At 68.6% G+C, this 16,574-nt stretch carries 4 protein-coding genes; all 4 read left to right on the top strand.

Features of this window, described 5'->3' with window-relative positions; genetic code table 11:
* The first annotated feature begins 462 nt into the window (after positions 1 to 462).
* The 4 genes from NWF34_RS04275 to NWF34_RS04260 are packed head-to-tail and all read left to right on the top strand — an operon-like array spanning position 463 to position 16,528.
* Positions 463 to 14,271 carry an amino acid adenylation domain-containing protein gene (locus NWF34_RS04275; RefSeq protein WP_258324281.1) on the top strand — a complete coding sequence of 4,603 codons (13,809 nt, stop codon included), beginning with the start codon at positions 463 to 465 and terminating at the stop codon, positions 14,269 to 14,271.
* The gene (locus NWF34_RS04270) at positions 14,268 to 14,525 is read left to right on the top strand and encodes an MbtH family protein (protein ID WP_159404916.1); all 258 of its coding nucleotides are present in this window, start codon (positions 14,268 to 14,270) and stop codon (positions 14,523 to 14,525) included. The genes NWF34_RS04275 and NWF34_RS04270 overlap by 4 nt, the downstream gene beginning before the upstream one ends.
* Complete coding sequence (locus NWF34_RS04265; RefSeq protein ID WP_159404917.1) at positions 14,503 to 15,756, top strand: ABC transporter ATP-binding protein; 1,254 nt, start codon at positions 14,503 to 14,505, stop codon at positions 15,754 to 15,756. Before NWF34_RS04270 ends, NWF34_RS04265 begins: the two co-directional genes overlap by 23 nt.
* On the top strand, positions 15,746 to 16,528 hold the full coding sequence (locus tag NWF34_RS04260) for an ABC transporter permease (protein WP_096274524.1): 783 nt from the start codon (positions 15,746 to 15,748) through the stop codon (positions 16,526 to 16,528). Before NWF34_RS04265 ends, NWF34_RS04260 begins: the two co-directional genes overlap by 11 nt.
* The last annotated feature ends 46 nt before the right edge of the window (positions 16,529 to 16,574 follow it).

The raw sequence follows: 16,574 nt of genomic DNA, 5'->3' as shown, positions 1-16,574 counted from the left end.
TGAGCCGATTCGCGACACAGCAGTGCCGCAGGCAACCCCACAAGTGTAGGGGAACGCCCTGGTCGAGGCCAAATCCGCGGTCCGGCGACTCTGACCGGGGCGCCGGAAGAATCGCCGATGATGCTTCTGAACGGTTTCAGGTATCCCGCTCGGGGGAAAGTTTTTCGGAGACAGACCCATCTGGTGCCCCTCGCCACACGAAGCACCCGTGGGACAAGACCTATCAGCTGGTGAGCCTGTTCCGGATCAAGCAATGATCCGGCGGTTCACCAGCGGGGACGTGACGTGTCGGGGGAGAGCAGCCCCTTTGCGGGCCGAACGATCACTACGTCCTCCCGGAGCTGAAGAAGGTCAGTTCGCTCAGCGCAACCCGACCGCAGCAAGCAAAGCACTCGACGTGGGGCAATGCCCCGTGTTCGTCGATGCCGAGTACGGGGCGCACCGCAGTCAGGGGAGGCATGTGTGACCACAGACGACGCGATCCGGCACATCACCGACACCGATCTCGCGATTCAGATGACAGCCGCACAACGCGGTGTCTTCTATGCGCAGCAGCTCGAACCAGACGTGCCGATGACCATCGATGCCTTCATCGAGTTCCGTGGGGACACTGCGCGTGACGGCGGTGCGGACGGAGACAACCCGCTGGTCGACGTCGACCCGGAGATCATGCAGCGTGCTGCCACACTCACGGAGATGGAGACCGAGGCGTCCATGCTGCGCCTCGTCCCCACCGAGGACGGCGAGCCGTTGATGACGATCGACCATTCGCGGTTGGTCGTGCTGGGCCGGCAGGACTTCTCCGACGAGACCGATCCGCGCGCGGCCGCGCTCGCCTGGATCGATCACCGCCGGTCGCAGGCGACCGACCTGTTCGCCGATCCCCTACTCGAGACCCATCTGCTGAAAGTCGGCCCGGGGCACTCGATCTGGTACTGCCGTGGGCATCACATCGGTTATGACGGATATGCCGCCATGTACCTGATGTTGCGGGTCGCCTCGCACTACACCGCGATCGCCAACGGCACCGAGCCGCCGCTGGCAGACACCGCCACCATGGCCGACATCGCCGAACTCGACCGGGCATACCGCTCCTCGGAGAAGTTCGCCGCCGACCGTGAGCACTGGACCCGGCACCTCGCCGATCTCCCCGAGATCACCACCCTGACGAGCCTCTCCGGCCCGGCGTCTCCGTTGTCGGATGTGCGGTCGGCAGTGCTCGACGACGACCTGGTGGCGCGAATCCGCACCCTGGGCCACGACTTTCGCGTGCGTCCGGCGTCGATCATCGCCGCGGCGGTCGCCGCCTACGTGGCCCGTTTCACCGACCGGGACGAGGCAACGCTCAGCCTCCCGGTCGCCGCACGTGATCGCGACATCCTGCGCACGTCGGCGGGACTCATCTCGAACGTCGTGCCCCTACGCATCCCGCTCGACGATTCGGCCACCATCGCCGAACTGCTGAAGACCGTGAACTGCGAGATCAAATCCGCCGTGCGTCACCAGAAGTTCCGGCACGAGGACATCGTCTCGGAGATTCTCGGTGCCGCCGGCGCACGGCGCGGCTTCTTCGGGCCCCTGGTCAATGTCATGTTGTTCTTCGAACACATCGACTTCGGTCCGCTCCACGGCGAGCTGAACGTCCTGTCCACCGGCCCCACCGAAGACGTGTCGGTGAACGTCTACGACAGCTTCAACGGCGGTATGAGCCTCGATCTCGAGGCCAACCCCAACATCTACTCCCCCGACGAGATCACCAGGCACCACCGCCGTCTCGTCGACTTCGTGTCCGCGCTGGTCACCGCCCCGGTGAGCACCCCGATCTCCCAGCTGCGCATCCTGACCGACGACGAGCGCACAGCCCTCGCCGAACACACCACCGGCGAGCAGGTCGACCTCGGTCAGACGACCCTGGTCGATCTGCTCGACCAGGCAGCGGCCGCACACGCCGATGCCACCGCCGTCGTCGACGCAGACGGCGCACAATCGCTGACCCATCACGAGGTCGCGGCCCGAACACGCTCCATTGCAGCAGCTCTCGCCGATCGTGGCGTCGGCCCGGAGAGTGTCGTCGCAGTGCAGCTCGCGCGCAGCGTCGACCAGGTGCTGGCCCTGCACGGTGTCGTCCGCGCGGGTGCGGCGTTCCTGCCGATCGACCCCGCCGAACCCGCCGACCGCCTCGCGCACATCCTCGAGATCGCCGAACCCGACCTGATCATCACCGACGCAGTCCTCGACGAGTTGCACGCAGCAGGCGACGACATCGCCGGCCGCCCTGCGCCGGACGCGGTCCCCTCCGCCGACCAGGCGGCCTACGTGCTGTTCACCTCCGGCTCGACGGGCAAGCCCAAGGGTGTCGTGATCAGCCATCGCGCCATCGTCAACCGGCTCGCGTGGATGCAGTCGCGTTATCAGCTCACCACCGAAGACCGGGTGCTGCAGAAGACACCGTCGACCTTCGATGTCTCGGTGTGGGAGTTCTTCTGGCCGTTCATCGCCGGTGCCGGCCTCGTCGTCCCGAGCGCCGACGGACACCGCGATCCGTGGTACCTGCGGGACGTGATCGCCGAGAACGGTGTCACCACTGTCCATTTCGTCCCATCGATGCTGGCTGCGTTCACCGCCGCGCTCGATTCGGCGGACGCTTCCCGGCTGACATCTCTTCGTCGGATCTTCACCAGCGGCGAGGCCCTGACAACCTCGACCGTCGGCGCGACCGCACGGCTCACCTCCGCGCCGATCCACAATCTGTACGGTCCCACCGAGGCCGCGATCGACGTGACCCATCACGACTCCTGCCGTCCCGATGCGGCACTCACCCCCATCGGATCACCGGTCTGGAACACCGGCGTCCACGTACTGGATCATCGCCTACGGTCCCAACCGGTCGGCGCGGTCGGCGAGCTCTACCTCAGCGGTGTACAACTCGCTCGCGGATACCGTTCCCGCCCCGACCTCACCGCAGCGCGTTTCGTCGCGTCTCCGGACGGAGATGGTGAACGGCTCTACCGCACCGGCGATCTCGCGCGCATCCTCCCCGACGGTGAACTGGAATACCTGGGTCGAACCGATTCGCAGGTCAAGATCCGCGGTCAGCGAGTCGAACTCGGTGAGATCGAATCCGCCCTCTCCCGCCTCGACGGGGTCACGTCGGTGGCAGCGACCGTCCGCAACGACCTCGCCGGCGACGAACCCGCGATAGCCGGCTACGTCACCGGCGACGGCCTCGACGATCGCGACCTCCGCGCCGAACTCCGGACGGCCCTGCCGGAGCACATGATCCCGGTGGTGGTCATGGCGCTCGACGCACTGCCGACGACAGTGAACGGCAAGCTCGACCGCCGTGCCCTCCCCCGCCCCGAACTTCGCAACGACCGCGAATTCGTCGGGCCGGCAACCGCGTTGGACCGGCTCGTCGTCCGCACCGTCGCCGACGTCCTGGGCGCCGACGAGCTCGCGGACGACGCCTTGGGTCCGGGCTCTGATGCCGACCCATCCTCCATCTCCATGCGCGACCGCTTCTTCGACGTCGGGGGGACATCCCTGTCCGCGACACGCGTCGCGTCCCGTCTGTCCAGGGCCACCGGCAAGCGCATCGGGATCCGGACGATCTTCGATGCCGACGACATCGGCGGTATCGTCGACGCGCTGGCCGAGATGGGCGTCGACCGCGACGAGGCGGGCCGGTCCACCCCGGCCCACCCGGACGCGGAGGTCCGCACGGCCTCCCCTGTCGACTCCGCGGTCCCGCTTTCCCCCGCACAGCACCGGCTGTGGCTCGCGGGGCGGCTCGATCCGGCCGCCGCCGCCACCTACAACATGCCGTTCACGGTCCGCCTGGTCGGCGCACTCGACACCGATGGTCTCCGGCAGGCGCTCGTCGATGTCATCGCCCGGCATGAACCACTGCGAAGCGTGGTCGTCGAGCAGGACGGTGTCGCGTGCATGTCACCGCGCCCGGCGGACCGGGTCGACATCGACCTACCCGTCCTGGACTCCCAGGATCCGAACCTGACCTCCGATCGCGACTTCGCCTCGCGCACATTCGATCTCGATACCGAACTGCCCATCCGTGCGCGCCTCGTCCGCACCTCCGCCGACGATCACCGGCTTACTTTGGTGGTCAATCACATCGCCGCCGACGGATGGTCACTGGCACCGCTCGCCGCCGATCTCGCGACGGCCTACCGCGCCCGGCTGGAGGGCTCCGAACCCGACTGGGCGGCACTGCCGGTCACCTATTCACAGGTCAGCGCCGAACGCCACACCTGGCTCTCCGAGAGCGCCGACGCGACCGCCGAACTCGACCACTGGCGCGACACTCTCGCCGGCGCCCCGAAAGAGACCGATCTGCCCCTCGACCGTCCGCGCACCGGTCGCCAAGACGCCACGGGCGCCGCAGTGACCCGCACGCTCTCACCAGACACCCACCGTGCCATCCGAGAACTGGCGGGCGCGACCGGCACGACCGTGTTCATGGTGTTGCACGCCGCGGTGGCCGCACTCCTGCGCTCGCTGTCCCGGTCATCGGACATCGTCGTCGGGACCCCGGTCTCCGGACGTGGGGACGCCGACCTCGACGGCGTCGTCGGCATGTTCGTCAACACGCTGGCACTGCGCACGTCCGTCGACAAGGATGCCGGGTTCGTCGACCTGCTGGCGCACGTGCGTGACACCGATCTCAGCGCCTTCGACAACGCCGACCTGCCCTTCGACCGGGTGGTCACCGAACTCAATCCGGACCGGTCGTCCCACGTGCACCCGTTCTTCCAGGTGTCCCTCGCCCTGGAGGACCGTTCGGCCATCCGACTCGACTTCGCCGGACTGAGCGCCACCGCGTCGCGGGTCGACACCGGGTACACCACCTTCGACCTCCAACTCACCTTCACCGAGCTGCACGACACCGACGGCGAGCCGGCCGGGCTCGCTCTCGAAATCGGTTATGCCATCGCCCTCTTCGACCGGTCCACGGTGAGCGCGCTGGCCTCACGTCTCGACCGGGTGCTCCGGGCCGCCACCGCTGCCCCGGATTCGGCGGTCGGGGATCTCCCGGTTCTCGATCTCCACGAACGGCTCGATCTCGTCCCTGCGGTCGGCGAGGGCAGCCGTCCGGTCGAACATCTGACGACGCTGTTGTCCACGGCGGCCGAGTCCTCTCCGCATCGAATCGCCATCACCGACGGCAATCGCTCGCTGACGTACCGGGAACTCGACGAGGCGTCGAACCGGCTCGCGCGTCTGCTGATCGACCGCGGCTCCGGACCCGAACGCCATGTCGCGGTGGCACTTCCCCGCGGAGTGGACTGGATGATCGCGATGTGGGCGGTCGCCCGATCAGGCGCTGCGTGGGTGCCCGTGGACCCGGCCTACCCGGCGGCGCGCATCGCGCATATGCTGACCGACTCCGGTTCCTGCCTTCTGCTCACCGACGAGTCGTCGGATCCTCGGGCGGCGCTGGTCGACGAATCCGCCGCAGTGGTCCCGCGGACCGTCGTCCTCGACGATCACGCGGTCGTCGAATCGATCGCCCGGAAGCCCGCCGCACCGGTGTCGCCGTCGGAACGGCCCGGCCCACTGGATGTCGACCAGCCCGCCTACCTGATCTACACGTCCGGCACCACCGGCAGGCCCAAGGGCGTGGTCGTGAGCCATCGCGGCCTCGCGGATTTCGGTGCACAACAGGTCACGCAGTACGGGATCACGGCCGACAGCCAGACCATGCACATGGCGTCGCCCAGCTTCGACGCCTCCGTGCTCGAGATATTGATGGCTGTCGCGGCCGGTTCGACCATGCACATCATCCCGCCCGGCGTCGTGGGTGGAGCCGAACTGGCGCGGCTGATGCGGGAGGGTCGCATCACCCACGCATTCCTGACTCCCTCCGTCCTGACCACCATGGCGCCCGACGATGTCCCGGACCTCGAGGCCCTCGTCATCGGCGGCGAGCATCCGAATCCGGAAGTGGTGCGTACGTGGTCGACCGGGCCGAAACTGTTCAACGCCTACGGGCCCACCGAGACGACGGTCGTCGCGGCGGTGTCGGCACCCATCGAACCCGATTACACGACGCTCACCATCGGCCGACCCATCCGCGGCGTCTCCGCACTCGTACTCGACGAACGCCTGCAGCCAGTCGCTCCCGGCGCGATCGGCGAACTGTACATCGCCGGTGAGCATCTCGCCCGCGGGTATCACGGGGTGCGGCCGCTGACCTCGAAGCGGTTCATCGCCAACCCGTTCGGCGATCCGGGCGAGCGGATGTACCGCACCGGCGATCTGGTGCGATGGACGACCGATCACGAACTCGAGTTCCGCGGACGTGCCGACCACCAGACCAAGATCCGGGGCCACCGCATCGAACTCGGTGAGATCGATGCCGTTCTGGTCGCCGACGCCGCTGTCCGCGGGGCGGTGACCACCACTCACGGCGAAGGCGACCGCGCCCACCTCGTCTCGTACGTGACGATGGGGTACGACACCTCCGACGCGGTCTCCGACGTCCGCGAACGATTGGCCAATCGTCTTCCCCGACACATGATCCCGTCGATGATCGTCGAACTCGACGAGATCCCGACCACGCCGATCGGGAAGATCGACCTACGGGCGCTGCCCGCTCCGGACACCCTGCCGAACGACAACGGCACCGTGTTCGTCGCACCGATCACGCCGATCGAACAGACTGTTGCCGACCTCATCGCCGAACGCCTCGACCTCTCACCCGGCACGGTCGGCCGGCACCACGACTTCTTCGACCTCGGCGGGAACTCCCTGCTGGCGACCCAGATCGTCGGGGCTCTCGAGCACCTGACCGGTCGCCGGGTACCGGTACGTGAGATCTTCGATCATTCAACCGTCGCCGACATCGCCCGGCTCGCGGACGGTGGCGGCCTCGCCCGCCCGGGTGCGGACGAGGCGCGTGTCCCCCGACTCATCCACGACCCCGACGCACCTGCGGAGCCCGGTGCCGCCCAGCAGCAACTCTGGTTCCTCAACCAACTCGCCCTCGGCGCGGTCGCCGAGGAAAACCACTCGGCGACCGCGGGTTACGCGATCGCATTCGCGCTCGACCTCCGCGGTCGACTCGACGTCGACGCGCTCGGTTCCGCGATCCGCCGAGCCGTCGAGCGCCATGTGATGCTGCGAACCGTCTATCCCGACGTCGACGGCAGGCCCGTTCTGGATGTGCGCCCGGCCGAGGAGGTCGCTCTCGACCTGGAGGTCACCGACACCACGGCGGCGCGGTGGCCGGAGCTTGCCCGCGCTCTGGCCGCCCGACCGTTCGATCTGACCACCGACCTGCCCCTGCGGACCGCGCTGCACCGATTCGACGGAGATCCGATGCACCATCGGCTGTCGGTCGTCATCCATCACATCGCCGCCGACGGGTGGTCGATGATCCCGCTGCATCGCGACATCATCCTCGCCTATGGCGAACTCCGGAGTGGAGCTGCGACGAACGCGGAAGCGGGTGCCGACGAGCCCGGCACCGCGATCGACTACCTCGACTACCTGCGGTGGCAGGCCGGGAACCTCGCCGACGACGACGAGCTCGGCCGTTGGTGGCGACACGAGCTCGACGGAGTCGACACCGGTCCCATCCTGATCCCCGACGCCCCGGCCGGCCGGACACGACGCGCCGAGGTCGTCGAGGTGGAGTTCAGCACCGACGTACGACGCCGTCTGACGGCTGTCTCCGCTGGGCGCGCAACCGAATTCATGAGCGTTCACGCACTGTTCGCCGCACTCCTCCACCGTCTGCACGCCGATCCCGGCACCCACGTCGCGGGTGCCGCCTCCGACATCGTCATCGGCACCCCGGTGGCCGGGCGAAACGACCCGCGACTCGCCGACGTCGTCGGGATGTTCGTGAACTCGGTGGTCTTGCGGACCCCGGTGGACGGTCGGGCGAGCTTCACCGAGCTCCTCGACTCCGTCCGCCATCGCGACCTCGAAGCGCTCTCTCAGTCCGACATGCCGTTCGAGCGGATCGTCTCGATGGTCAACCCGCCTCGCAACGGCCGGCATCCGATCTTCCAGGTCGCTCTCGTCTTCGACGCCCAGACATCCGATGCCTCCGCTTCGGGGACGTCCGCGTCCGGGACATCCGGGCTCCTCGACCCTGCCGACCTCGAGGATCTCCGCATCGAGGCGGAGGCGATCGACACCGGCGCAGCCCGTTTCGATCTCGAGCTGCGCATCCGGGACGGCCGCGCGCTGTTCACCTACGCCACCGACGTGCACTCCCGCGACCGCGTCGAGTCCCTGGCCCGGATGTTCGCCGACCTCGCCGAGACCGTGACGGCACACCCCGAGGTCCCGGTGGACGATCTCCCGCTGGCCACGTCGACGATCCACTCCCGCCAACCGGCGGATGAACCCACGATCACCCCGCGCCACCTCGCCGACATCATCACCGCCACCGCGCGCCGGCATCCGGATCAGGTGGCCGTGGAGGACGGCGACCGCCGGCTGACCTACGGCGAGATCGACGAGATCTCGACGGTCTGGGCGCACAACCTGCGAGCCTTCGAGGTCGGCAGCGACGACGTCGTCGCCGTCGCCCTCGACCGCAGCCTCGAGTCGGTGATCGCGACCTGGGCGGTCGCCAAGAGCGGCGCCGCGATCCTCCCCGTCGACACCCGTTACCCCGCTGACCGGATCGCCCACATGATCGCCGATTCCGGGGCGTCGCTGGGCATCACGACCGCGGATCGGTTCGCCGACGTGCCCCAGGACGTCCGGCGGGTGACCCCCGGCACGCTGGGCACCCCCGGGGAGAGCCGAGCCCCGGAGGAGCGAACGAGTCCCCGCCACACCGACTCGCTCGCCTACATCGTCTACACCTCCGGGTCCACCGGAAAGCCCAAGGGCGTCAGCGTGACCCACCGCGGGCTCGCAGCGTACGCGACGACGCAACGCGACCGCTACCGGGTGTCTGCCGGCGACCGCACACTGCACTTCGCGTCGCCGTCCTTCGACGCCGCCATGCTCGAGTTCCTGCTCGCATTCGAGGTCGGCGCGACGATGGTGATCGTCCCGCCGGCGATCTACGGCGGCGACGAACTCGTCGACTTCCTCGACCTGCACGCGGTGACCCACGCATTCATCACCCCGGCCGCGCTGGCCACCGCCGCGCCGCATCCCCTTCCCCATCTGCGCACGCTCGGTGTCGGCGGGGAGGCCTCCACGCCGGACCTGGTGGCGCGCTGGGGCTCCGACCGCAGGTACGTCAACTCCTACGGACCGACCGAGACCACGATCGTCGCCGTCATGTCGTCGCCGCTCCGGCCGGGTATGCCGATCACCATCGGGACACCGGTCACCGACTGCACCGCACTGGTCCTCGACCATCGCCTGCTCCCGGTCCCCGACCATGTCCCCGGTGAGCTGTACCTCAGCGGTCCGGGCGTCGCCCGCGGCTATCTCGATCGTCGTGGACCCACCGCCGCGCGATTCGTCGCCCGGCCCGATGGGTCCGGTGAGGTCATGTACCGCACCGGCGACATCGTCCGGCGCGACGCGGACGGCGCGCTGATCTACCACGGCCGCAGCGACAACCAGGTCAAGGTCCGCGGTTTCCGCATCGAACTCGACGAGGTCACCGCGGCGCTCACCGCCGCCGGGGGGGTCGACTTCGCCACGACCGTCGTCCGCGGCGAGGGCGCCGACGCGGTACTCGTCGGTTACGTCACCCTCACCGGACCGACCGACGCACCGGATTCCGCGGCCATCCTCGACGCCGCCCGGCAACGGCTGCCGCGCCACATGGTCCCGTCCGCGGTTGTCGTACTCGACTCGATCCCGTTGACCCGCAACGGAAAACTCGACCATCGCGCGCTGCCTGATCCCGCGACGACCGCGCAGCCGTCGACCGGCCGAGCTCCGCGTACCGTCGCCGAGTCTGCGCTGACGCGGATCCTCGCCGACGTTCTCGACCTCCGCCCCGACGACGTCGGCGCCACCGACGACTTCTTCCTCCTCGGCGGCACGTCGCTGCAGGCGACCACGCTCGTCAGCCGGATCAACCGGGTCCACGTCGGCGAACGACTGCTGGTCCGGAATGTCTTCGACCACCCGACGCCCGAATCGCTTGCGCCGCTCCTCACCCTTCCGGCGGGCTGGGACGTCACGGCTCTGGACGAGAACGAAGCCGACTCGGCCGAGGCGGCGTCCGAACATCCGGGCGCCGAACACATCTCGGATCGTCCCGCCCAGTTCCCACTGGCACCGATCCAGCGACGGCTCCACTCGATGGCCACGGCGAATCCGGAGTCCACCGAGTACCTGATGCCGTTCGTGCTGCGCCTGCGGGGAGAACTCGATGTGCCGGCCCTACGCGGCGCGCTCGTCGACATCGTCGCCCGGCACACCAGTCTGCGCACGGTCTTCGAACCCGGCGCGAACGGCCCGGTGGGCCGCGTTCTCGACGACCCGGATGTGGTGATCGGCGACCTCCGGGTCCAGCGGACCGACGACGTCCACGCCGAGATCGCCCGGTGCGCAACGCGCCCCGTCGATGTCAGCCGCCAGGCACCGATCACCGCGACGCTCGTCGTGGACCGTCCGACCCCGGGTCCGGAGACCGAACACCTCCTGGTGCTCGTTCTGCATCACATCGCGGCCGACGGGGCCTCGCTGCCAATCCTGGTGGCCGACCTGGCGCGCGCCTACGACGAGCGGCGGCGTGGTCGTACCGGGAACTGGGCCCCGGCCGCCGTCGACTACCGCGACCATGCGCTCGAGAGCGACGATGTGGCTCGTCTGGCCGCAGACCTGCGCTATTGGGAGGAGACCCTCGCCGACGCCCCGGCCGAGACCACCGTCGCATCGCCGGCGATCGATCGACCGCCGTCCGCGGCCGGCGCGCGCTCGGTGAGTCTCGCGCTCCCCGCGCACACCCGGGCGGGCCTGCTCTCCTTCGCCCGCGAACAGTCGACCACGCCGTTCTCGGTTCTGCACACGGCGCTGGCGATCCTGTTGCACCGCCTCGGTATCGGCCACGATCTCGTCGTCGGCAGCCCGGTCGCCAACCGCGACGGTTCCGCCGCGGGCCGCGACTACAGCGGTGTCGTGGGTATGTTCGTCAACGTCGTGCCCCTGCGGACCCGACTCGACGCCGCCGACACGGTGGCGGGGCTCGTCCGCCGGGTTCGTGACGCCGACATCGATGCGCTCGACCATCGGGGTCTGCCCTTCGACGACATCGTCTCGTCGCTGAACCCCCCGCGCACACCCGGGCGTCATCCGCTGTTCCAGGTGGCGCTGTCGGTCCACGACTTCGCGGCCGGGACCACTTCGCAGCCAACCGGCGGCCTGCCCGAGACCACCTTCGAGATGGCTCCCGGACTGCACGCTTCGATCACCGAATTCGAATCCCCGGCCGCCAAATTCGATCTCCAGTTCACCGTCACCGGGATGCGCGACGGCGACGCCGCCCTCCAGGTCACCTACGACACCGCCCGCTACCGTCACCAGGACGCCGAACTCCTCGCCACCCGCCTGATGCGAGTCGTGCGCGGCATGCTGGGTGACCCGGGCCGGTCGGTCGGCGACATCCGGGTCACCGACCCGCTCGAGATCGTCGAGCGCACGCCAGCGCTCGGCCCTCCGGCCCAGATGCCCACCACGCTCGACCGACTGTTCGCGCAGGCGGTGCAGCGGAACCCCGATGGCGTGGCCGCGATGGCGGGATCGCCGGAGGCTCCCGAGACCATCACCTACGCTGAGCTCGATTCCCGTTCGAACCGGCTGGCGCGCGTCTTGTTGGGTCGGGGCGTCGGCGCCCCGGACGCCGAACATGTGGTGGCGATGGCGGTGCAGCGTTCGATCGAGTCCCTCGTGGCGATCTGGGCCATCGTGAAGACCGGTGCGGCCTACGTGCCGATCGACCCGACCTATCCCGCCGACCGGATCGCCCACATGCTCGGCGACAGCGGCGCGCGACTCGTCGTGACCACCTCGGCCGCAAGGGAGTCGATCTCCGCGGGTATGGCCGGGGACCCGATGCCGATGCTCGTCCTCGACGACGCGGCGACGGTCACGCGCATGCAGCACTCGTCTCCGGCGCCGGTCACCGACGCGGAACGCGGGTCGACGATCCGGCCCGATCAGCTCGCGTACATCATCTACACCTCCGGTTCGACCGGTCGCCCGAAGGGTGTACTGGTACCTCACTCCGGACTGCGCCCGGTACACGACGAACTGGCTCATCGCCTGGCACCGGCGCCGGAGTCGCGGGTATTGCACTTCGCCTCGCCGAGTTTCGACGCCTCGGTCCTGGAAATGCTGCTCGCACTGGCCGGTTCGGCAACCCTGGTCATCGTGGGATCGCAGGTGTACGGCGGCGATGCGCTCAGCTCGGTCATCGACTCCGCGCAGGTCACCCATGCGTTCATCACTCCGGCAGCCGTCGCGAGCATGTCGCCGTCCGCGGTGCCCTCGCTACGAGCACTGGCCGTGGGTGGCGAGGACTACGGCGCGGATCTGGTGCGGCGGTGGGCACCCGGACGCACCCTGATCAACGTGTACGGCCCCACCGAGACCACGATCATCATCACCGGTAGTGAATCCCTCACGCCCGAGCGGCAATTGACGATCGGTACACCGAACAACGGGGTGGGTGCGCTCGTTCTGGACGAGCGCCTGCACCCGGTCCCGGCCGGCGTCGTGGGCGAGCTCTATCTCATGGGGCCGCAGATCACCCGCGGATACCACCGACGGCCGGGCCTCACCTCGACCCGGTTCCTGCCGGTGCCGATGGTCAGCGGTCCGCGGTTCGCCGGTCGTCGCATGTACCGCACCGGCGATCTGGTCCGGTGGACCGAGGACGGCCGTCTGGTCTACGCGGGCCGCGGCGACACCCAGGTCCAGGTGCGCGGCTTCCGGATCGAACTCGGCGAGATCGACGACGCCCTCACAACCGAACCGGATGTCGATTTCGCGGCGACCCTCGTCGACGGTGCCGGCGCGACGGCCACGCTCCGCAGCTACGTCACCGCGGCCGACGGAGCCACCCCGGAACCCGCGGACCTACGACGCCGGGTGAGCCGCAGGCTTCCACGGCACATGGTGCCGACCTCGGTGACCCTGCTCGACGCCATCCCGCTGACCCCCACCGGCAAGCTCGATCGCAAGGCCTTGCCCGCGCCCGCCGAGGACGCGAGCAGGCGCGCACCGAGCCCGGGTGGGGAAACGACGATCGCGCAGGTCTTCGCCGAGGTCCTGGAGGTCCGTCCGGACACGATCGGCGCCGACGACGGTTTCTTCGACCTCGGCGGCAACTCGCTACTGGCCACCACCGTGACGTCGCGGCTGACCGAACTCATCGGTCGCCAGGTGTCTGCGCAGTCCCTGTTCGGCGCGCCGAGCCCCGCGGAACTCGCTGCGGCGCTGGGCATGGACGGAGAGAACCCGGACCCGTCGGAGCCGGCCGGCACGCCGGGGTTGGACATACTCCTTCCCCTTCGTCGCAGCCGCAGTACGACCGCCGAGAGTCCCGACGCACCACCGTTGTTCGTCGTCCATCCGGCGATCGGCCTCTCCTGGAGCTTCACCTCGCTCCTACCCCATCTAGCCTCCGGTCGGGCGCTGTACGGACTGCAGCATCCGGCACTGTCCGGAAAGCCGTGTCCGCGCTCGATCGGTGACCTCGCCGCCGAGTACGTCGCACAGATCCGCACCGTGTATCCGGAGGGCCCCTATCACCTGCTGGGCTGGTCACTCGGCGGTCTGATCGCGCACGAGATGGCCGTACAGCTGCGGGAGGCCGGCGATGAGGTCGCCCGGCTCGTCCTGCTCGACAGCTACGTCATCTCCGAGCGACCCGACCTCGACGTCGGGGTCTCGATCACCGCTCTGATGCGCGAATTCGGACTCGACGTCGACACCGAGCTCCCCTCCGGCACCGCCGAACTGACCGTCGACGACGCGTATCGCATCATCTCCTCGATCGGGGGCGCACTTGCCGGTCTCAGCCGGGAGACGCTGGGCACGGTCCACGAGGTCTTCCGCCACGCCTCACCACTGGCGGAAGGGTGGCGGCCACGTCTCTACGACGGCGACCTGACCTTCGTCACCGCGACCGTCGACCCCGAGCCCGGAGCGCCCGCCGTCGAGGCCTGGCATTCGAAGGTGACCGGACGGGTCGTCGACGTCGGGGTACGCAGCACGCATGCACGAATGATGCTGCCCGAGCACGTATCCGACTGGGTACACGCGATCAGTGAACCGCCGGCAACGCCGGCTACCGCCCCACGAGAGGAGAAGCGATGACCAACCCCTTCGACGACACCGACGGAACCTTCCGGGTGCTCGTCAACCACGAGAACCAGCATTCGCTGTGGCCGGACTTCGCACCCGTGCCCGACGGCTGGCGCACCGTCTTCGGCCCGTCGGGTCACGACGAATGCCTCGAGTACGTGGAGCAGAACTGGCGGGACATGAGGCCCGCCAGCCTGATCCGGACGATGGAGAGTTCACCGGACGACGAAAGCGAGGTCACCCGTGGGGCGGCACAGTATCGCTGACGACACGCCGGCCGGGAAGGACACCGGCTACGCGCTGGAACTGCGCGGACTGCACAAGACCTTCCGTACCGGACTGTTCGGCCGCGGGCCACGTGTTCACGCCCTCAACGGGCTGGACCTGACGGTCCCCACCGGAACGGTGCACGCCCTCCTCGGCCCCAACGGTGCCGGGAAGACGACCGCGGTGCGCGCCGTCGCGACCCTGATGACCCCCGACGAGGGTTCGGTGCTCGTCGACGGTGTCGACGCCATCGCCGATCCCGGCGCCGTCCGGAAGATCGTCGGGGTGTCGGGCCAGTACGCGGCCGTGGACGGAAACCTCACCGGCTTCGAGAACCTGCGCATGGTCGGTCAGTTGTACGGGCAACCACGGGCCGTTGCGTCGGAACGCGCGCGTGAACTGATCGCGGAACTGAACCTCGAGGACGCCGCGGATCGACCGATGCGGACCTACTCGGGCGGGATGCGTCGTCGACTGGACCTGGCCGGGGCACTCATCAACCGCCCGTCGCTGGTGATCCTCGACGAGCCGACGACCGGACTCGACCCTCGCGGGCGACGCCAGATGTGGGAGGTCATCGCCGAACAGGTCGGCTCCGGTGCGACGGTTCTGCTGACGACGCAGTACCTCGAGGAAGCCGACGCGCTGGCCGACGAGATCACGGTCATCGACCACGGCACGATCCGGGCCCAGGGAAGCCCGGCCGATCTGAAGGCCTCGACGGGCGGATCGATCCTCACCGTCGAACTCGCCGTCCCCCACACGGACGACCCCCACGACGAGCAGATCTCGGCCTCCCTGACCGAGATCGGTGTCGGGCGACCCGAACGTCTCGAATCGGGCGGCGAAAGTGGCGGCGCCGATGCCGAATCCGTGCGCTGGTCGGTCCCCGTCGCCGACGGGACCCGCAGTGCGGTCGCCGCGGTCCGGGCGCTGTCGTCGGCCGGGATCGAGGTCGTCGACGCGTCCGTCACGACACCGACCCTCGACGACGTCTTCCTGACGCTCACCGAACGCGCCGGCACCACCGATTCGGATACGGCTGTCGATGTCGAGATCGCGGACATATCAAGCGATTCGGACATCACGGTCGCCAAATCGGGCATTAATGGTAAGGCGGTCAACGGTTCTGGGGGGTCGATCGATCACGCTGTCATCGGAACAGGTGACACCGAGGCGGACGTACCGGACACTCTCCCCAACCGAACGGAGCGCGCTAGTGTTCACTGACACCGCGGTACTGGTCGAGCGAAACCTGCTGACCGTCAAACGCATACCCACGCTTCTCATCAGTGCGACGATCCAGCCGCTGATGTTCGTCTTCCTCTTCGCCTATGTCTTCGGCGCGACGTTCGGCGGCGGTTCGTACCGCGAGTTCCTGATGGCCGGGATCTTCACGCAGACCGTCGTGTTCAACGCCGCCTTCACCACTGTCGGCCTGGCGAACGACACCTCCGACGGAATCATCGACCGCCTCCGCTCGCTACCGATGTCGCGACTGGGCGTCATCAGCGGCCGGGTCTCCTCCGACATGCTCCTGTGCGCCGTCGGGCTGGTGGTGATGGTCGCCTGCGGACTTGCCATCGGATGGCGGGTTCAGGGCAGCGCCGCCGACGCCGCGATCGCCTTCGGCATCATCGGACTCTTCGCTGTCGCGATGGCCTGGGTCGGCGCCGTGACCGGTCTTGGAGCCCCGAATGTCGAAGCGGCACAAAGCATCGGCTTTCTCTGGATGTTCCCCCTGACGTTCCTGTCGAGTGCGTTCATCTCCGCACAGAGCCTTCCCGGCCCGCTACGCGCCATCGCGGAGTGGAACCCGGTGACCGCGGTGGCGACCGCATGCCGGCAACTCTTCGCCAACGAGGCGCCACCGAATTTCCCGGCCGCCACCGGGTGGGTGGCCGACCATGCCGTGGGGTATGCGGTGGGCTCGTCTCTGGCCATCCTCGCGGTGTGCATCCCTGTCTCCCTTGTTCTTTACCGACGCTCAGCAAATCGGTGATTGCAGATCGCCGGAGAACTCCCGCCTCTTTTGGTTACCGTGGACC

This window comes from Gordonia sp. GONU, assembly GCF_024733855.1.
GTDB classification, from domain to species: domain Bacteria; phylum Actinomycetota; class Actinomycetes; order Mycobacteriales; family Mycobacteriaceae; genus Gordonia; species Gordonia amicalis.
The sequence above is the reverse complement of the archived record's forward strand: the minus strand, read 5'-3'. Positions and strand labels throughout refer to the sequence as shown.

Excerpts from the sequence above, each read along its gene's own strand:
- NWF34_RS04270 (WP_159404916.1), top strand. The coding sequence starts at position 14,268 with ATGACCAACCCCTTCGACGACACCGACGGAACCTTCCGGGTGCTCGTC.